The organism is Actinophytocola sp. (assembly GCF_049647105.1).
GTDB lineage: Bacteria > Actinomycetota > Actinomycetes > Mycobacteriales > Pseudonocardiaceae > Actinophytocola.
Window position 1 is genome coordinate 14,440 of record NZ_JBARWZ010000127.1, and the last position, 18,785, is coordinate 33,224.

The 18,785-nt window shown below is 71.2% G+C and carries 12 protein-coding genes and 1 pseudogene; 9 read left to right on the top strand and 4 right to left on the bottom strand.

The genetic code is table 11. The features are described 5' to 3' along the window. Positions 1–93: 93 nt before the first annotated feature. Positions 94–261 carry a hypothetical protein gene (locus WBA97_RS15670; RefSeq protein WP_424231543.1) on the top strand — a complete coding sequence of 56 codons (168 nt, stop codon included), beginning with the start codon at positions 94–96 and terminating at the stop codon, positions 259–261. A gap of 115 nt (positions 262–376) precedes the next feature. Here the strand turns inward: WBA97_RS15670 and WBA97_RS15675 are convergent, their stop codons facing one another. Next, a complete protein-coding gene (locus WBA97_RS15675; protein ID WP_424231544.1) occupies positions 377–1,033 on the bottom strand; it encodes a peptidylprolyl isomerase in 657 nt (218 codons plus the stop codon). 111 nt (positions 1,034–1,144) lie between these two features. Between WBA97_RS15675 and WBA97_RS15680 the strand changes: the two genes are divergently transcribed. Together WBA97_RS15680 and WBA97_RS15685 are read left to right on the top strand one after the other, a co-directional pair. Then, positions 1,145–1,534, top strand: a complete 390-nt coding sequence (locus WBA97_RS15680; protein WP_424231545.1) for a DUF6401 family natural product biosynthesis protein — start codon at positions 1,145–1,147, stop codon at positions 1,532–1,534. A gap of 293 nt (positions 1,535–1,827) precedes the next feature. Continuing rightward, the gene (locus WBA97_RS15685) at positions 1,828–2,703 is read left to right on the top strand and encodes a ParB/RepB/Spo0J family partition protein (protein ID WP_424231546.1); all 876 of its coding nucleotides are present in this window, start codon (positions 1,828–1,830) and stop codon (positions 2,701–2,703) included. 268 nt (positions 2,704–2,971) lie between these two features. Here the strand turns inward: WBA97_RS15685 and WBA97_RS15690 are convergent, their stop codons facing one another. Continuing rightward, positions 2,972–5,014: an MMPL family transporter gene (locus WBA97_RS15690; RefSeq protein ID WP_424231547.1), complete on the bottom strand. Its 2,043-nt coding sequence runs from the start codon at positions 5,012–5,014 to the stop codon at positions 2,972–2,974. A 100-nt stretch (positions 5,015–5,114) separates the two neighbouring features. Here WBA97_RS15690 and WBA97_RS15695 point away from each other — a divergent pair, with 100 nt between their 5' ends. Genes WBA97_RS15695 through WBA97_RS15705 form a run of 3 tightly spaced genes read left to right on the top strand, consistent with a single transcriptional unit; the run spans position 5,115 to position 6,993 of the window. Further along, positions 5,115–5,555 carry a MarR family winged helix-turn-helix transcriptional regulator gene (locus WBA97_RS15695; RefSeq protein WP_424231548.1) on the top strand — a complete coding sequence of 147 codons (441 nt, stop codon included), beginning with the start codon at positions 5,115–5,117 and terminating at the stop codon, positions 5,553–5,555. A 17-nt stretch (positions 5,556–5,572) separates the two neighbouring features. After that, a complete protein-coding gene (locus tag WBA97_RS15700; protein WP_424231553.1) occupies positions 5,573–5,992 on the top strand; it encodes an organic hydroperoxide resistance protein in 420 nt (139 codons plus the stop codon). After that, positions 5,992–6,993, top strand: a complete 1,002-nt coding sequence (locus tag WBA97_RS15705; protein ID WP_424231554.1) for an NADP-dependent oxidoreductase — start codon at positions 5,992–5,994, stop codon at positions 6,991–6,993. The genes WBA97_RS15700 and WBA97_RS15705 overlap by 1 nt, the downstream gene beginning before the upstream one ends. Before the next feature lie 231 nt (positions 6,994–7,224). Here the strand turns inward: WBA97_RS15705 and WBA97_RS15710 are convergent. Then, positions 7,225–9,684, bottom strand: a pseudogene (locus WBA97_RS15710) (BTAD domain-containing putative transcriptional regulator); the annotation flags it as partial. Positions 9,685–9,814: 130 nt separating this feature from the next. On the opposite strand from WBA97_RS15710, the gene WBA97_RS15715 reads away from it, so the two are divergent. Genes WBA97_RS15715 through WBA97_RS15725 form a run of 3 tightly spaced genes read left to right on the top strand, consistent with a single transcriptional unit; the run spans position 9,815 to position 16,676 of the window. After that, a complete protein-coding gene (locus tag WBA97_RS15715; RefSeq protein ID WP_424231549.1) occupies positions 9,815–11,383 on the top strand; it encodes a TIGR02677 family protein in 1,569 nt (522 codons plus the stop codon). After that, positions 11,380–12,564, top strand: a complete 1,185-nt coding sequence (locus WBA97_RS15720) for a TIGR02678 family protein (RefSeq protein WP_424231550.1) — start codon at positions 11,380–11,382, stop codon at positions 12,562–12,564. The genes WBA97_RS15715 and WBA97_RS15720 overlap by 4 nt, the downstream gene beginning before the upstream one ends. Continuing rightward, complete coding sequence (locus WBA97_RS15725) at positions 12,561–16,676, top strand: TIGR02680 family protein (RefSeq protein WP_424231551.1); 4,116 nt, start codon at positions 12,561–12,563, stop codon at positions 16,674–16,676. Before WBA97_RS15720 ends, WBA97_RS15725 begins: the two co-directional genes overlap by 4 nt. A 198-nt stretch (positions 16,677–16,874) precedes the next feature. On the opposite strand, the gene WBA97_RS15730 is transcribed toward WBA97_RS15725, so the two are convergent. Further along, positions 16,875–18,626, bottom strand: coding sequence for a carbohydrate ABC transporter permease (locus tag WBA97_RS15730; RefSeq protein WP_424231552.1), 1,752 nt, complete (start codon positions 18,624–18,626; stop codon positions 16,875–16,877). Between the last annotated feature and the right edge of the window lie 159 nt (positions 18,627–18,785).

An 18,785-nucleotide genomic window follows, 5' to 3' on the forward strand; every position in this document is an offset into this window, starting at 1 on the left:
CCTGGTGCCCGCCGTCCGGGTGACATGACTCGCGTACGGACTTCCAAATGTCGCATCATGAACACACATCCCCCGATTCTTTAGGAGACCGCGATGTCCGAGCCCTCGCACCGCGCGATTTCGGGCTACGTGAACGACGACTGCATCTGGACCTACTCCGTGTACGACGGGAATCACCGGGAGTGGCTGGATGTCAGCGTGAACCGGCACGAGGCCGAACAGTACGCGGCACACCTTCCCGAACCGCGGCGCGCCAGCTAATCGATGGCCGACTTCTTGCGCAATACCGGATTCACGTCAATGTGATGTGCATCTCGATCCCGCGACCTGGGAAAACGGACGAGCCTACCGACAATTTCGTTTTTCCCATTCGCGTTCACCGCAGCTGGAATGCGAAGTAGATCCGCACGGGGTACTTCGGCAGTCCGTCCGTCGCGCCGTCGGCAATGCCGGCGGCGACGATGCGATCCAACGTCTCCATGCCGTGCGTCACGTGGCCGAGCACCGAGTACGCGGGTGCGATGTTCGCGTGTGAGTGCACGATGAAGAACTCGCTGCCATTCGTGCCAGGCCCCTGGTTGCCCATCGCGACCGTGCCACGCGGATATGTCTCGGCGCCGGTCACCTCGTCGGCGAACCGATAGCCGGGCCCGCCTTCCTCCGCGCGATAGATGTCACCGCACTGGAGTACGCCCAGGCGCGCGGAGTTCGTGAGCCGGAAGCACTGCGTCGCGTTGTAGAACAGGCTGCGCACGAGGTGCGTGAAGTTGTGCACCGCGCAGGACGCGTTCCCCCGGTCCAGGTCGATGACCACCGGGCCGTAGTTCGTCTGCAGGTAGACCGTGGCCGTGCCGCGCGTCGACGCCGTCGGCCTCGGCGGGTGCACGGGCTTGGCGGCCGGGTTGTCCGGCGTCGGGATGAACTCACAGTGCTTGACCGGCGCGGCGACAGGCTCGGCGGCGGCCACGGACACGGGCGCGGCGAGCCCGGACAGGCCGACGGCCATGACGACGATCCCTCGCAGAAGCTTCATGCGCTGGAACCCTACTGGTGCCATGGTGTGGTCCGGACCACTTCCACAATCGTTGCGGCTACTCGGCGTGATAAACACGCTGGAGGTTTCGAATCTTGGTGGGTGGTACTCATGGGGGCCCGACGCCTCGAACGGTCCGCGCGACGGGCACTCGACCGGCTGCACGACCAGGTCGGCACGGCAGGACTGGTGGCCGCGGCGACGGTTCCCGGCCTGGCGGCAGTGGTGGACCAGCACGCGGCGGCGGTCCGCGACATCCTGACCACCGGCATCGAGTCCGGCGCGGTCGTGGCCGGAGCGGTGTTGCTGGCGGGCTACGCGCAGGGCATTCAGGACCATCTGCGCGAACGCGGTCTCGCGCTCCACATCCCCACCGACGCCGCCGACTGGCGCACCGCGAGCTGGTTCCACGTGCGCCTGCTGGCCGTCTGCTCGCTCGCGAAGACCCTGCGCCCCGGCCACCCGGTAGCGAGCGCAGACAACCTGCCGTCCCTGACCTGACCGGCCACACGTGGCGTGCTGGACGCACGTTGGAGAACGCCTGTACCCGGACCGTGACTTGGCCCACGTCGGAGCTGTTTGGGCTCACCTGGTCCAGCGAGTGCAAATGGGCGATTTCGAGCTGTTTCAGCAGGTCGTCGCACGAAAGTCAGCGCATGCGAGGACGGTGGTAACTCTTCCCGCCCGTTCCGTGAATCCGTCACTGGTCACAAGGTCCCCCGGCTGGAAACGTCGTACGGTACGAATGGTTGTCCGACCGCGGCCCAGCCGGTCGCCGTACGCAGGGGGCCGACATGCCGTTCGACGTCGACGGTCCTGTCACCACAGTCGCCGTGTCGGAGGTGCGCGGGGGCCATTCGCCGAGACAGGGCGGGGAGAACCTCGAGCACGTCCGGACGCTGGCCGAGACCATCGGCGAACTGCCGCCGATCATCGTCCGCCGCGATGACATGCGGGTCGTGGACGGCATGCACCGTCTGCGCGCGGCCCGTCTCCGTGGCGACGAGCGGATCGCGGTCCGGTACTTCGACGGCGCTGACGACGACGCTTTCGTGCTGGCCGTGCGCTCGAACGTGACACACGGTCTGCCGCTGTCACTTGCCGACCGGAAAGCGGCAGCCACGCGCATCATCGCGTCACACGCCCACTGGTCGGACCGCATGATCGCCACCGTGGCCGGGTTGTCGGCGGCGACTGTCGCGAGGCTCCGCCGAGCGCTCCCGGAGTCCGCGCCGGAGGTGCGGCTGGGGAACGACGGCAAGCTGCGACCCGTCAACAGCCTGGAGCGGCGGCGGGTGGCACGGGCGATCCTGATGACCGAGCCGGACCTGTCGTTGCGGGAGGTCGCGCGGCGGGCAGGCATCTCACCGGAGACCGCGCGGTCGGTGCGCAGGAAGCTGGCGGAGGCCGGCCCCGCGCCAAGCCCGGACTCGGCGGCGCTGGTGGTGCGGCTGCGTTCCGACCCGACCCTGCGGTTCTCGGAGACCGGCCGCGCGCTGCTGCGCCTGCTGGAGGCGAGGTCGGTGACGCCTCAGCAGTGGGCGGCGATCGCGGCGAACGTCCCCCCGCACTGGCGCGACACGGTGGCAAGGCTGGCCATCGAATGCGCCGAAGCATGGCGCACCTTCGCGGAAACCCTCCTAAACCCAACCACCACCAAAGCAGGCTAACCCCGCGAGTCCACGGTTCAGAACCCGCGAGTCCACGGTTCAGGACTCGCGAGTCCGCCGTTCCGGACCCGCGAGTTCAACTCCTACGACCTCTGAGTTTGCGGTTCGCGCCCAACAGCCACAGAGGATTCGCCAAGTCGCGGGTCCCGAAAGGGAAACTCGCGAGTCCCGAACCGCCGACTCGCGAGTCCCGAACCGAAGACTCGCGGGTCCCGAACCGTGGACTCGCGGGTTCCGAAGCGTGGACTCGCGGGTTTGGGGGTTTGGGTCAGGGGGTTGGGGGGGTTTGGTGGCTTAGTTTTGCTGGCCACCAGGTTCGTTTGCCTATGTCGATGGTCAGTGCGGGGACCAGTAGTGAGCGCACGATGATCGTGTCGAGCAGTACGCCGAACGCCACGATGAAGGCGATCTGTGCCAGGAACAGCACCGGGATCACCGACAGTGAGGCGAACGTCGCCGCCAGCACGACCCCGGCCGAGGTGATCACGCCGCCGGTCACCGCGAGGCCGCGCAGCGTGCCCTTGCGAGTGCCGGTCAACAGCGCCTCCTCCCGCACGCGGGTCATCAGGAAGATGTTGTAGTCGATGCCCAGCGCCACCAGGAAGATGAACCCGAACAACGGGATCGCCGGGTCCGCGCCGGGGAAGCCGAACACGTGGTTGAACACCAGCGCGGACACGCCCATGGTCGCCCCGAACGACAGCACCACGGTCGCGATCAGCATCAGTGGCGCCACGAGTGCCCGCAACAACAACGCGAGCACCAGGAAGATCACCACGAGCACGATCGGGATGATCAGCGTGCGGTCGTGGCGGGACGCGGTCTGCACGTCGAGCTGGATCGCCGTCTGCCCGCCGACGTGGGCGTCCGCGCCCGGCACGGCGTGCACCGCCTCCCGCATGCGTTCCACAGTGGACAGTGCGGCCTCGGAGTCCGCCGCGTCGTCGAGGGTCGCCTGCAGCATGGTCAGGCCGTTCTTCTCCCCGGCAGGCAACACATCCGCGACACCGTCCACATCGGCCGCCTCCGCGACCTCCTGTGCCTGCGCGGAGTTCGCGATGATCACCGTCGGCGACCCGGACCCGCCGGGGAAGTGCGCGGACAGGATGTCCTGCCCGCGCACGGAGTCCACCTCGGTCAGGAAGATGTCGGACTGGGCGGTGCCGCTCGCCTTGAGCTGCGGCACGAATGCGACCCCGACGAGCAGCACGAGCGCCGTCACGATCCAGATCAGCCTCGGCCGCGCGCCGACGTGCCGCGCGATCCAGCCCCACATGCCCCGGTGCTCCGGCTTCTCCGAGCCGTGCTTCGGGAGGAACGGCCAGAACGCGGCCCTGCCGGCGAGCGCGAGCGCCGCTGGCAGGAACGTGAGCGACGCGAGCAGCGCGGCGCCGATGCCGATCGCGGCGACGGGCCCGAGGCCTTGGTTGGAACGCAGGTCACTGAACAGCAGGCACAGGAGGCCGAGCACGACCGTGCCCGCGGACGCGGCGATCGGCTCGACCGTCGCGCGCCACGCCGTGCGGATGGCGGTGAACCGGTCCTCCGTGTCGCGCAGCTCCTCACGGAACCGGGCCACCATCAGCAGCGCGTAGTCGGTGGCCGCACCGAAGACGAGAATGAACAGGATGCCCTGGCTCTGGCCGTTGAGCTTCAGCACGTCGTGGTCGGCCAGCTGGTAAACGACGAACGCGGCGACGCCGAGCGCGAACACCGCGGAGACCAGCACGAGCAGCGGCAACAGCGGGCTGCGGTACACGATGACGAGGATCACCACGACGACCAGGCCCGCCACGAGCAGCAGCAGGCCGTCGATGCCGCCGAACGCGACGACGAGGTCGGCGATCTGGCCCGCGGGTCCGGTGACCAGCACGGTCAGCCCGTCCGGCACGCCCTTCGCCAGCTCGGCGCGGACCTCGGTCACGACCTTGTCGGGTTCGCCGCCGTCGCCGGAGATCGGCACGACGAACTGCGCCGCCTGCCCGTCGTCGGACCGCTCGGGTGGCGTCGACTGCCCCGCCACGCCGTCGATCCGCGCGAGGGCGGCACCCCGTTCCGCGAGAAATCGCAGGTCGTCCTCGGTGATGCCGGACTCGCGTTCCGCGACGACCACCGCGGGAAACACCTGCTTGTCGCTGAACTGGCGCTGCAGGTGCTCGACCTCGGTGGCCTCGGCGGACTCGGGCAGGAACGCGGCGTTGTCGTTCGTGGCCACCTCGGAGAGCTTGCCCGCGAACGGTCCACCGATCCCGCCGATGGCGAGCCAGAGCACGACGAGCAACGCGGGCAACCACCACCGGAAACGACGCATGCGGGCAGCCTAGATGGCTTGTTGGCACGTTGCTCAATTAGCCGGGTGACGCCAGGCACATTAAGTTGTGCACAACTGAATTGTGCGTAACGTACAGGCAGTGACCGCCGATGACCTGAAGCTCGAGAAGCAGGTGTGCTTCGCGCTGTACGCGGCATCCAGGGCGGTCACCAGTCTCTACCGGCCCGCGCTCGACGCGCTCGGCCTGACCTACCCGCAGTACCTCGTGATGATCGTGCTCTGGGAGCGCGGCCCGGTCCTGGTCAAGGACCTCGGCCAGGCACTGGACCTCGACTCGGGCACCCTGTCCCCGCTGCTGAAACGGCTCGACACGGCCGGTCTCGTGCGCAGGCAGCGATGCGCGGAGGACGAGCGCGCGGTCCGGATCCACCTGACCGGCGAAGGCGCCGCGCTGCGGGACCGCGCGACCGGCTTGCCCCGCAAGCTCTCCGGCGCGACCGGCATGACACTGAAGGACCTCGAGGACCTGCGGGAGAACCTCGTAAGACTGACAGAAGAGCTCACCGCACAGCAGGACTGAACCAGAAGGGGAACAACATCGTGAACGCGCTCTACACGGCGAAAGCCACCTCCACCGGGGCGGGCCGCAACGGCCACGTCGCGTCCCCGGACAGCGTGCTCGACCACGACCTGTCCATCCCGAAGGAGATGGGCGGTCCCGGCGGCGAGGGCACCAACCCCGAGCAGCTGTTCGCCGCGGGCTACGCGGCGTGCTTCCACAGCGCGCTGCAGGGGGTCGCACGGCGGGAGAAGGTGTCGGTGCGCGACTCGTCGGTCACCGCGGAGGTCACCATCGGCAAGGAAAACGAGACCTACGGCCTGGCCGTAGACCTGCTCGTGTCGCTGCCGGGCATCGAGGGGGAGGCCGCCCGCAAGCTGGTCGACGCCGCGCACCAGATGTGCCCGTACTCCAACGCGACCCGCGGCAACATCGACGTGAACCTGCGGGTGGCCTGATGTCTGTCACCGCACGGGAGATCCGCCTCGCGTCCCGCCCCACCGGCTGGCCGACCGACGACAACTTCGCGTTCGCGGACGTCGAGCTCGCCTCGCCCTCGGCCGGGGAACTGCTGGTGCGCAACACGTTCATGTCCGTCGACCCGTACATGCGCGGCCGGATGAACGACGCGAAGTCCTACGTGCCACCCTACGAGGTAGGCAAGGCACTCGAGGGCGGCGCCGTCGGCGAGGTCGTCGAGTCCGGTGTGGACGGTGTGACGCCAGGTGACCTGGTGCTGCACAACGCCGGCTGGCGGTCGCACGCACTGGTGTCGCAGTACACGCCGCTGACGCCGGTCGACGGCGTGTCGCCGTCGCACTTCCTCGGCGCGCTGGGGATGCCCGCGCTGACCGCGTACGTCGGATTGCTCGACATCGCGGAGTTCAAGCCGGGCGAAACGGTGTTCGTGTCCGGCGCCGCCGGCGCGGTCGGCAGCCTGGTGGGACAGTTCGCACGGCTGAAGGGTGCGGGCCGGGTGATCGGCAGTGCCGGGTCGGCCGACAAGGTCGCGCACCTGAAGAACAAGCTGGGCTTCGACGCGGCGTTCAACTACCGCGAAGGGGATGTCCGGGAGCTGCTGACGCGGGCCGCGCCCGATGGCATCGACGTGTACTTCGACAATGTCGGCGGCGACCACCTGGAGGCGGCCATCGACTCGCTGCGCCGCGACGGGCGGGTCGCGGCCTGCGGTTCGATCTCGATGTACAACGAGAAGGAGCTGCCGCCCGGGCCGCGCAACCTGTACCTGTTGGTGGGTAAGCGGTTGACGCTGCGGGGGTTCATCGTCCTCGACCACAACGACCGGTTCGGCGCCATGGCCAAGGAGGTCGGGCAGTGGCTGGCCGACGGCAAGCTGGTGGCGGAGGAGACGTTCGCCGACGGGCTCGACAACGCACCGGCCGCGTTCCTCGGCATGCTGCGCGGCGAGAACACCGGCAAGATGGTCGTTCGCCTGTAAGCGTTCTGCGGCCGCCCCGGGACTCCCCGGGGCGGCCGCCGGGGTAGGAGCGGGCTCAGCCCGCGGCGAGCAGTTCGCGGATCTCCGCCGCGGCGTCCGTGTCACCGACCTCGTCGAACAACGCGTGTGCCTGGCGCAGGCAGTCGGCCGGTTCGTGGTCCAGCGCGGCGAGACGGGTGAGCATCGTCGCCGCGTGCCAGCGGTTCCCGCCGCGAGGCTCGCGGTGACGGCCTTGTCGTACCACTCGCGGGCCTCGGCGGGCCGGCCCGCGTCCCGGCACAGGTCGGCCAGGTGCGCGTAGGTGTAACGCAGGCCGTCGACCTCGTCCTCAGCCACCTGCAAGTCCAGTGCCCGCAACAGGTTCGCCTCCGCCGCGGCGTACTCACCGCGCTGGCGGTAGACGTCGCCGAGGTTGTTGAGGCTGTAGCCGACCCCACGCTGGTCACCGACCGCACCGAACAGGTCCAGGGCCTCGTGGTGCGCGGCCACGGCGTCGTCGAGGCGGCCGAGCCGGTCGTACACGACGCCGAGGTTGTTGAGGTTCCACGCGGCGAAGTGCGGCTCGCCTGCCCGTGCGAACAGCGGCGCGGCACGGAGGTGGCAGTCGACCGCCTCGTCGTCGCGGAAGAGGTCGTCATACCCGACGCCGAGGCCGTTGAGCACGATGGCCTCCCCGAGTGCCGTGCCTTCGCGCCGTGCGGCCGCGAGCGCGGCGGTGTTGGTGGCGAGCCAGTCGTCCCAGTGCTTGCCGAGGTAGAAATACGTCAGCAACTGCCCCGCGAGCCGCCATGCGAGGTCGTCGTCCGTCGCGTTCACCACCAGCGCCACCAGCACGGACTGTTCCGCTTCGAACCACGCGCGTGCGGCCGCCGCGTCGGGGATGGCGGCCCCGCCCGAGGGCACCCCGTCCATCGGGATCGGCGGCGAGTGCGGGACGAGCGCCATCCTGGCGGTGGCCGCGGTCCGCACATACCAGGCGAAAAGCCGCCGCACCGCGCCATCGTCCCGTTCCGGCAGCTCCGCCGCGTAGGCCCGCAGCAGGTCGTGCATGCCGAACCGGCCGCCCGCCGACTCCTCGACGAGGTGCGCACGTGCCAGCGACGCCAGCGCGCGCCGCGTGGTCCGGCCGTCGAAGCCCGCGAGCGCGGCCAGCGCTTCCGGTGGCGCGTCCCACGGGTGGCGGCCCATGAGGCGGAACAGGCGCGCGGCGTCCTCGTCGAGGTGCCGGTAGGACCACGAGAACACGGCACGGATGTCGGTGGTCGGGTCGCCGGTCGCGTCGAGCACGTCCAGGTCGAGGTCGGCGACCACGTCGGTGACCCGAAGCCCGGCCCGGATGCCGACCGCCTCCGCCGCGATCCGCAACGCGAGCGGCAGCCGCGCGCACCGGTCGACCAGCTCCACGACCGCCGCGTGCTCGGCGTCCGCGCGGGCGCCGACGAGGCGGCGCACCAGGTCGAGCGCGTCGGCCGGGGCGAGCCGGTCAAGGTCGAACCTGGTCGCGCCGTCGCGGGCGACGAGCCCGGCGAGCGAGTCGCGGCTCGTGATCACCACGAGGCAGTCCGGCCCGCCAGGCAGGAGCGGCCGCACCTGCGCCACCGAGTGCGCGTTGTCCAGCACCACCACGAGTCTCTTGTCGTGCACCAGCGACCGGAACCGCGCGGCCCGCTCGACCGGGCAGGTCGGTGCGGCGGCGCCCGCGACCCCGAGCGCGCGGAGGAACCCGGCCAGCACGTCCTCCGGCGCGAGCGGACGACCGGGCCCGAACCCGTGCAGGTCCACGTACAACTGGCCGTCCGGGAAGGCGTTCTTGTTGCGGTGTGCCCAGCGGACGGCGAGCGCGGTCTTGCCGACCCCTGCCGTGCCCGCGATGATCACCGGCCCGCCTCGGCCCGCCCACGCCATGTCGAGCTGCGTCATCGCGTCGGCACGACCCACGAACGCGGGCACGTCCTTGGGCAGCTGCGCGGGTCCGGCCGGTGCGGCGACCGGCTCACCGGCGAGGATGCGTGCCTCGAGCGCCCGCAACTCGAACCCCGGCTCGATGCCAAGCTCGACGACCAGCACGTCGCGGGCCGCGCGGTAGGCGGCGAGCGCGTCGGCCCGCCTCCCCGCCTCGTACAGGGCGGTGACGTGCAGCAGGTGCGCCCGTTCCCGCAGCGGGTTGGCGCGGACCAGTTCGCCGAGCTCACCGACGATCGACGTGGCCCGGCCATCGGCCAGCTCGGCTGCGAGCCGGTCCTCCTCGGCGGTGACGCGCCGTTCGGTGAGCCGGGCGGCCTCGTCGGCCAGTACCGGCACGTCCAGTCCCTGGTACGGGTCGCCCTGCCACAGCGCGAGCGCCTCCCGCAACGACTCGGGCCGCCCGTCGCGGACGAGCCGCTCGAACCGGGTCGCGTCCAGCTCGTCGGGCTCGGCCCGCAGCCGGTAGCCGTCGGCGTGGAAGGTGAGCCGGCCGGGGTCGTCGAGCGCACGGCGCAGGCGATGCACGTGGAGCTGCAACCGTTGCACGCCACGCGGATCCGGCGCACCCCACATGGTTTCGATCAGAACGTCCACGGGCACCGCGGTGTTCACGCGTGCGAGGAGTACCCCAAGCAGGACCTGCTGCATCCGCCCTGCAGCGGGCGCGAGCCGCGTCCCGCCGCGCAGCCGCACCGGGCCAAGCACCCCGAACATGATCTCCCTCATCGGGGAACAAGAGTTCCAGGTCGCGTCACAGATACGTGGCTGATCACGTGCCCCGCCCGCCCCGGTGTCCCCCGGGCGGGTGGGGCACGTCGACCGGTGTCGTCGGTGGGCGCGGGTAGGGTGACCGACCGTGTCATCGGAACCGTCATCGGACGTCGCGGCCGACCTGGCGGCGGACGAGGCGCGCAGGCTCAAGCTGTACGCCTACCTGGACGCACGCGAGCACCGGCGCACCTACCTGTGGATCATGCGGCTGTTCGCGTCGACGCTGCTCGCGGATCTGCCCGCCGGTGAGGTGTCCGCAGCGCTGAGCGCCGCGGAGCGCCGGGGCGACATCGCACACGGCGAGTCCCGGGTGGAGAACGTGATCACCCGCCTCAAGCAGCTCGTCGAGTGGGGCAACCTGGTCGCCGGGCGGCGCGAGGTGGTCGCGTCGTCGATCGCCGAGTTCCAGCACGGCAGCGTCCGCTACCAGGTCAGCAAGCTCGGCGTCCGCGTGCAGCGGGACGTCGACGAGCTGCTGCGCACCACCGAGGGCGCCCGCGAGGTGTCCCGCGAGCTGCTGCCCGCCATCGCCGCGGGCCTCGACGAGCTGCTCGCCCGGCTGTCCCGCGCGAGCTACGAGCACGCCCGCGACCCCGGCTCCGACGCCGCGCAGAAGGCCGTCGAGCGGATGGCGGAGCAGGTCACCACGCTCTTCCTGCAGCACGGCGAGCTGGCCGCGACCGTCCGCGACTTCTACGCCTACCTCGGCCAGGTCGTCACCCGCTACCACCTCGCCCCCGAGGAGATCTCCGGGTTCCGCAACCTGCTCGTCGAGTACATCCAGATGGTCGTCGAGGACGTGCTGCGGTACACGCCGGTGATCGCCGAGATCCTCACCCGCGACGAGTTCGGCGGCGCCATCCGCCACCTGCTGCGCCTGCTCACCCCGTCCGGCTCGCTTGGCCGCGACGTCGAGCGCGCACGTGGCCGCGCGGCCGCCGACTGGCGGGAGCTGACCGACTGGTTCGTCGACCGGCCCGGCCGCCCGTCGCAGGTCACGGCGCTGCGGGAGGCCACGGCCCGCGCGATCGGCACGCTGCTCGCCACGGTCAAGCGCGCCACGTCCGGCGGCGGCCCGGAACCCGGGCGGCGCGCGGAACTGCTCCAGCTCGCCAAGTGGTTCGACGAGTCGACGCCCGCCCAGGCGCACACGCTCGCGGCCGCCGCGTTCGGGCTGCACCCGGCCCGCCACATCTCCCCCGCACCCGAGCACGACGGCGACGACGAGCAGACCCCGTGGGCCGACGGCCCGGTCGTCGACGTGCTGGTCACCGTCCGCAGCCGGGGTGAGCGCACCCGCGGCCGAACGTCCCGCATCCTCGACAACCCGCTCGGCCGCGAGCAGCTGCTGGCCGAGGCCCGCAACGCCGACGCCCGGCACGCCGCCGCGGTCGCGGAACTCGCCTCGGCAGGCGGGCAGCTCGACCGCGTGACCCTGTCGGCTGACGCACTGGGCACGCTGTGCGGTCTGCTCACCGACGCCATGGCCCAGCGCGAACGCGCCACCGACCCTGGCGAGGCGGTCGACCCCGTCGGCGGGCTGACGCTGCGCCTGCGCCCCGAGTCCGGTGGCACGGCTGTGATCCACACGTCCGGTGGCGTGCTCGAGCTGCGGAACACCGCCGTCGAGTTCAGCACGGGCGGTCGTCAGTGAGTGTGGACGTGCTCGACCGGCTCTCCGAGATCGACCAGGCCGACGCGGTGCGGTGCGCCCGCACGCTCCTGCGCCGCCCGCTCGTGCGCACCGGCGGCCAGGAAAGCGAACTGCTGCCGCTGATCTACCGCCACCGCGCGGTGCTGTCCGAGCTGTTCGCCGGGATCCTCGGCTACCGGCTCGTCGTGGAACGCCGGTTCGCGCGGCTGTACAAGTCCGGCCCCGGCCACGACGCGACCCGAGGCGAGGCCACGCTCACCCCACGCGGCTACGCCTACCTGGCGCTCACCCTCGCCTCCCTCACCGGCGTCGGCCAGCAGACGCTCCTTTCGCGCCTGGTCACCGCCATCCGCTCGGCCGCGGCGGACGCGGACATCGAGGTGTCCGACGACCTCGGCGAGCTGCGGGCCATCGCGTCCGCGCTGCGTTACCTGGTCTCGCTCGGCGTGCTCACCGAGACCGAGGGCACGGTCACCGGCGAGGACGAGGCGCTCCTCACGATCGACACCACGCTGCTCGGCCAGCTCGTGGCCGGGCCGCTCGGCGTCGCGACCACCCCGAGCGAGCTGATCGCGCTCGCCGCCCGCCCAGGGCCGCGCGGCGTCGAGCACGCGCTGCGCCGCAGGCTGGTCGAGAACCCGGTCACCCACTACGCCGACCTCGCCGACGACGAGGCCGCCTGGCTGCGCAAACGCGCCAGGGCGGAGTCGCGGCTGCTCGAACGCTGCTTCGGGCTGGTCGCGGAGGTCCGGCACGAGGGCATCGCGGTCACCGACCCCGAGGACTACCTCACCGACGTCTCCTTCCCCGGCCAGTCGACGGTCGCGCGGGTGGCGCTGCTGGCGCTGCCTGACCTGCTGTCGTCGGGCGAGCAACGGGATGGTTGGGTGGCGGTACCGGTCGAGCGCGTCACGACGGTGTGTGACGAACTGGTCGACGCCTACCCCGCCGCGTGGTCGAAGCTTATGGTGGCGAGCATTCCGAAACTGGTGGACGACGTCCTGCAGCTGTTGCTGTCACTCGGATTGGCCAGGCAGGCCGAGGACGGGGCCTGGCTGCTCAGTCCCGCAGCGCACCGGTGGGCGCCGGAGCCGGACGGGGCACCGAAGCAGGACGAGGAGCCCGTTCCGGAACCAGAACCGGGCTGGTCATTGTTTGATCACGAGGGAGAGACTCGATGACCGACACAGTGACGACCAGGGACGCCGGCGCCTCCACCACCCGCTGGAGGCTGCACCGCGGCGGCATCGTCAACGTGTGGCAGTACGCGGTCGAGGAGTTCGACCTGTCCGGCGGCCGCGCGATCTTCCAGGGCACCAACGGTTCCGGCAAGTCGCGCACCCTCGAGCTGCTGCTGCCGCTGTGCCTCGACGGCGACCTGCGGCAGATCGGTTCCAAGGGCTACGACACGGTCAGCATGCGGCGCCTCATGCTCGACGACTACACCGGCGGCCCCAACCGCATCGGGTACGCGTGGGTCGAGCTGCGCCGCACCGTCGGCGACCGCGAGGAGTTCCTCACCTCCGGCATCGGCATCAAGGCCTCCGCCAACTCGCAGCAGATCGGCGACTCGTGGCGGTTCGTCACCGAAAGCCGCGTCGGCAATGACACCGGCGACTTCCAGCTGGTCTTCGACGGCACCCCGGTCGGCCCGACCCAGCTGCGTGACCTGCTCGGCGCCGACTGCCTGTACGACGAGGAGCCGTTCCGCGCGAAGATCGCCGAGCTGGTGTACGGCATCCCGGCCGTCCGCTACGCCGATCTCCTGCACCTTCAACGGACTCTGCGCAACCCGGACGTGGGTCTGAAGGTCCTGGAGGGGCAGCTGGAGCAGATCCTGTCCGACTCGCTGCCGCCGCTGGACCCGGCCGTGGTCGAGCAGCTGGCGCGGTCGTTCGAGGACCTGGAGTCGATCCGCGACAACATCCGCACCCTCGGTGCCGCCGACGTCGCGCTGCAGCGGTTCCTGTCGAGCTACGCGGGCTACGCGTACAGCTCGCTGCGGTCCGCAGGCAAACGCGGGACGGACGCGGCGAAGGAGCTCGCCGCCGCACGCGACGAGATCACGAAGCTCATGGCACGGCTCGGCGACGAGGAGTCCACGGCGGAGAAGGCCGAGGCCGAGGTCGCGCAGCTGGAGGAGCAGGAGCTGACGCTCGAGTCGAAGATCGACTCGCTGAAGAGCAGCCCCGCCTACGACAGCGTGCGGGACCTGGCCGACCGCAAGCGGGTCGTGGCCGCGGCGCGGCAGGCGGCGGTGAGCGCGCTCAAGCAGCTGCGCACCCAGCGCGAGCACACCGAGCAGCTCGTCGACTCGGTCGTGTCCGAGCTGGCCCGGTTCGTCGACGACACCAGCCAGGCCGCCGAGCTGTCCGACTCCGTGCGGTCCCGCATGCGCGAGGCGGGGCTGGACCCGCGCCTGTGCCCGCAGGTACCTGCCGTGCCGGAAGCGGCGGCGACCGAGGTGCACGAGGTCGTCCGCCTGTCGCTGGACCCCGAGGCGGAGCCGGAGGAGACGACCCGCCGCACCCCGCCGGACCTGGCGCCGCACTCGCTGCGTGCCGCGCTGGAGGCGGCAGGCACGCAGGCCACGGCGGCGGTGGCGGCGCTGCGGGAGCGGTGCGCGGTCGCGCTGACACTGCTGGAACGGGCCCGCGAGCTGGACTCCGAGCGGTCCGAGGTGGAACGGCTGCAGCGGGAGGCCCGCGAGGCGCAGCTGGAGGCGACCGAGGCGGTGGGGCGGCGCAACGAGGCGGCGCAACGCCTCGAAGACGTGGCCGCGACGTGGCACACGGCAGTCGTGCAGTGGTCGTCGGCGGGTCCGCTCGCCACGCTGGAGCACGCGGAGGAGCTGGTCCCGCCGCCACTGGCGGACCTGGTGGCCGACGTGGACGCGGCCAGGGGCGCGACCGAGCGGGCGCACGCGTGGCTGCGCGGCAGGCAGCCGGTGCTGCACGCGGAGGTGAACCGCGCGTCCCGAGGGGTCGACGAGCTGGACCGGCGGATGGCCGAGTCCGAGGACGAGCTGAACGCGCTGCGCGCGGGCGTCGACCCGGAGCCCGCGCTCCCTCGGTCCGACGTGGCCCGCAACCCGGGGTCGGGTGCCGCCTTCTACCGGCTGGTGGACTTCGCGCCGTCGCTGTCGCCCGCCGACCGCGCGGGTTGCGAGGCGGCGCTGGAATCGTCCGGACTGCTCAACGCGTGGGTGACGGCGGACGGCACGCTGACGGACGCGACCTCGCGCGACCTGACGGCGATCGTGGCGGGCCCGCCGGTGTCGCCGTCGCTGTCGGACGTCCTGGTCCCCGCGGTGCCGCCGGGTTCTCCGGTGTCGGCGGACCTGGTGACGCAGGTGCTGACGCGGGTGGGCCTCGACACGGATGCCGGGCTGTCGATCGCACTGGACGGCCGCTGGCGCGCCGGTGTGCTGACGGGCGCGATGACCAAGCCGGCGGCGGAGTTCGTCGGCGCGGGTGCGCGGGAGACGACGCGGCACAAGCGGATCGGCGACCTGTCCTCGGAGCTGGCACGGCTCGCGGACGAACGCGAGCTCGCGGTGAAGGCGCTGACGGTGGCGCAGGAGAACGTGGCCGCGTGGGAACGCCACACGGACAGGTACCCGGACGACCGCGAGGTGCTGGCCGCGCACGTGACACTGCGGGCGGGCGCCGCGTCGGCGGACGACGCGAGCAACAAGGCGTTCTCGTTGCGGGACAAGCACTCCGGCACCGGTGACCGCTACCGGGCCCGCCAGGACGCGCTGCTCACCGATGCCCGCGCGGCGGGCCTGGACGCGACGGCCGAGTCGCTGCAGCTGGCGAGGGCGTCGGCGCTGGAAGCCCGCACGACGGCGGAACAACTGGCCACGGCGCTCACGAAACGCTGCCTGGGCGGCGTGGACAGCCTCACCAGGTCGCTGGACAACCACGCGCGGGTGGACGCGGAACTGGCCGACGTGCAGGCGGGTGCGGACCGCGCGTGCCTTGATCATCGGAATGAGCAGGCTGGCTACGAGGAGCGGGTCCGCGCCATCGGCGGCGCGGCCGAGCAGCTGGAACGCGAACTGTCCTGCGCGGAGGAGGAGCGTGCGTCGGTCCGCCAGCGTCTCCCGGAGATCCGGCAGGAAGCGACCGCCGCGCGGGTGAAGGCGGGAAAGACCCAGACGCAGATCGACACCAAGCAGTCGAAGATCACGGAGCTGACGGAGCGCGAAGCCGTTACCCAGCAACGCTTCCGGGACGCACTGGCGGCGGATGGCGTGTGGCCCGCCGCGGTGGCGGAGCCCATGCCGGACGACCTGGCGGAGGCGTACCAGGTCCTGATGGCGCATCCCCGCGACGGCGTCAGCGAGGACACGGTCCTGAGCAACCTGCAGACCCTCCAGTCCACGCTGGCGGGCAGCCACGACGTGATCGCGCAGCGCTCGGCGGACATCCTGACGGTCACGGTGACCGGCGCGCAGGGCCCGCAGCCGGTGGCGGTGGCGGCCCGCGAGGTGGCGGAACGCCTGACCGCGCAACGGGATCTGCTGTCGGAGGAGTACCAGCAGATCTTCGACGCGTTCATGCTGCGCGACCTGGCGGACAAGCTGGCGACCCAGATCGAGGTGGCGGACGACCTGTGCCGCCGCATGAACGAAACCCTCGACGTGGCCAGGTCCAGCCAGGGCGTACACGTACAGCTCGACTGGCAGCCCGCCCCGGACCTGGACGACGACATGCGCCAGGCCATACAGCTGATCAGGACCCCGCTGACCAAGAGGGGCGAGGGCCAGGACGAGGCCCTGCGGTCCGCTCTGACGGAACGCATCACCGCAGAACGGGACGGCCATTCCGGCGACTACGCGGAGGTGCTGGCGAGGGCGCTGGACTATCGCACGTGGTACCGCTTCACGGTCCGCGTGAAGGACCTCGGCCCCGACGGCAGCCCCCGAACCCGCCGCATGCGCCAACTGTCCTCCGGCGAAACCCGCCTGATCTCGTACGTGACCCTGTTCGCGGCCGCGTCGGCGTTCTACGACGCGGTCAGCACGGCGGCGGACCAGCCCCCGGTCCGCCTGGTACTGCTGGACGAGGCCTTCGAACGCCTTGACGAGCCGACGATCGCGAGGATGCTGGGCCTGCTCGTTGACCTGGACATGGACTGGATCATCACCTGGCCGAGCGGCTGGGGCCTGTCGGAGAAGATCCCCCGCATGCACATCTACGACGTGCTACGCCCCAAGGGCGGCACCGGCATCGCCTGCACCCACGCGATCTGGACGGGCAAGTCCCTCACCGACGACCCAAGGTGACCGGTCGGGACATAACCGGTGTCCCGAAAGACGCTTTACGTTGAGCCTGGATCTTTTGCCTCCCCGTTTTGCCTCCGGCGGCTCCTCGCCGGAGGCAAAGGGGCCGCCGACGGCAAACCGGTGAGGCAAACGCAACGACCCGCCCGTCTTTCAGGGCATGGCATCCCTTCGGGCCGGGAGCCGCACGCCCGGGAGCGGCTAGGCGTGCTGGCCAGGCGGCGGCGCCTGACCGGGCTCGGGCGGCGCGACCGGGCCCTGCGGCTGGGGCGCGCCGGACCATGCCGGGCCGGAGGCCGTCTGCTGTGGCATGACCGGCACCCGGATCGGCCCCGTTGGGTCGTCCGGCCTGCCGACGGTCGCGGTCATCCGGTCCAGGTGCAACGCCTGGATGACCCCCAGCGCCACGAACCCGAGGACGACCGCCACCATCGGAGTCGCGGACGCCACGGAGAACTCCCCTCCGTACATCGCCGTGTTCGACGTGAACAGCTGCAGCGGCGTGGTGGCGTTCTTCGGTGACTGGGCCGTGACCAAGCCCCAGAACAGGTCCTGGGCGTTGACGAACACGGTCACGACGAAGAGGAGCACCGCGGGTGGCAGGGTGGGCAGCACGACCGTGCGGAAGAACGAGCCCGCCGCTGGCGCGCCTGCCGCGGTCTGCTGCCGCCAGCGCTCCGCCTGCCCCCGGCACAGCACGGCCAGGATCACCAGCGCCACCAGGCTGACCAGGATCGGGGGGAACAGGTCGCCGTCGCCGAGCTCGCCGTCCTCCCGCAGCGACCTGAACAACTCGACGCCCAGCGGCGCCGCCCCCACGAACAGCCACGGCGCGAACGGCATCAGCAGCCACTCGCTGTGCCTGCCCAACGGGCGCAGACCACTCACGCCCAGAGCGCCGAGGTAGGCGACGCCGACCGACACGAGCGCGCAGAGGAGCGCGGGCGGCCACGTGCGGCCTCTCGCCCCATCGGGGCCAGCAGGCTCCGCCCCGCCCAGTGCGTCGAACCAGGGCCCCATGGCGAGCACGGCGACGACCACCACCGCGATCAACGCCAGCAGGGCCACCACGATCGCGCCCGCGTTCACGGGGGACCCCGACCCGGATGACCGGAACGGCCGCACGCTGACCCGCAACCGGGTCAGTACGACGACGAGGACCGCGGCCACCCCGAGGACGGCCAGCAGTACCAGGAGCAACGTCGACACGGCCGCGCCAACGCCGAGCCGCCCCTGGCCGAACGCGGTCGTGTACAGCATCCCGACCGGCGTCATGGTCTCGCTGCCCGGCCCGAACCCGGTCATCGCGAGCGGGAGCGTGAACTGCTGCAGCCCGACCGCGAGCAGGCCCAGCACGAGCAGGCCCGCGATGGTGAACAGCGTCGGCCACAGCCTGCGCCGTGCGCGGAAGGCGGGCAGGAAGACCATCACCCCGATCGCGCACACCACCCCGAACGTCATCAGCGCCAGGCTGGTCCGCATCGTGCCGCCCGCCAGTTCGGGGTCGGCCAGCAGCTCGGGCTCCTCCCGGAGCGCACGCATCCAGGCGATGGCCAGCGCCACCGGCGAGAACACCACGATCGCCAGCGACAGCACCACGCGCGCGGTCACCCGCGCCCAGCCGCCCGCCCAGTCGAGGGCCGCGGCCAGGAGCGGCGCGACCACGACGGCGACGAGGATCGGCAGCAACACGAGCGACACCGAGAACCACAGCGCCGACCCGAACTCGCCACCCAGCACGGAGCTGAAGTTGTCGAACCCGACGTCCTCACTCTCGCCCAGGTCGAGGTTCTCGGACCGCATGCTGGTCCCGATCGTCCCGATGGTCGGGATCACGAGCGTGATGATCGTGAGGACGGCCGAGGGCAGGAGCAGGAGCACACCGACGGCCTTGGCGACCGCACCCCCGTCCGACGACCGCGGCGGCCGCTGGGTCAGCACCTGTGGCTGCATTACGCTGCTTTCTTCGCTCGGACCTGGTGCCTCGTCCAGGCGGATACGGCACGATTCTCGACGGCCCCGCCGCCCGCTGGCCGCGTTGCCGAAAGGCCCAAGTACAACCCGGTACGAGGACCTTTCGGCGCCTTGCCAGCGAACACCGGGATCCGCCGA

Bases quoted from the DNA above. Each gene is read 5' to 3' on its own strand.
- WBA97_RS15725 (WP_424231551.1), top strand. From the start codon at position 12,561: ATGACCGACACAGTGACGACCAGGGACGCCGGCGCCTCCACCACCCGC.
- WBA97_RS15690 (WP_424231547.1), bottom strand. From the start codon at position 5,014: ATGCGTCGTTTCCGGTGGTGGTTGCCCGCGTTGCTCGTCGTGCTCTGG.
- WBA97_RS15670 (WP_424231543.1), top strand. From the start codon at position 94: ATGTCCGAGCCCTCGCACCGCGCGATTTCGGGCTACGTGAACGACGAC.
- WBA97_RS15705 (WP_424231554.1), top strand. From the start codon at position 5,992: ATGTCTGTCACCGCACGGGAGATCCGCCTCGCGTCCCGCCCCACCGGC.
- WBA97_RS15730 (WP_424231552.1), bottom strand. From the start codon at position 18,626: ATGCAGCCACAGGTGCTGACCCAGCGGCCGCCGCGGTCGTCGGACGGG.
- WBA97_RS15685 (WP_424231546.1), top strand. From the start codon at position 1,828: ATGCCGTTCGACGTCGACGGTCCTGTCACCACAGTCGCCGTGTCGGAG.
- WBA97_RS15680 (WP_424231545.1), top strand. From the start codon at position 1,145: ATGGGGGCCCGACGCCTCGAACGGTCCGCGCGACGGGCACTCGACCGG.
- WBA97_RS15675 (WP_424231544.1), bottom strand. From the start codon at position 1,033: ATGAAGCTTCTGCGAGGGATCGTCGTCATGGCCGTCGGCCTGTCCGGG.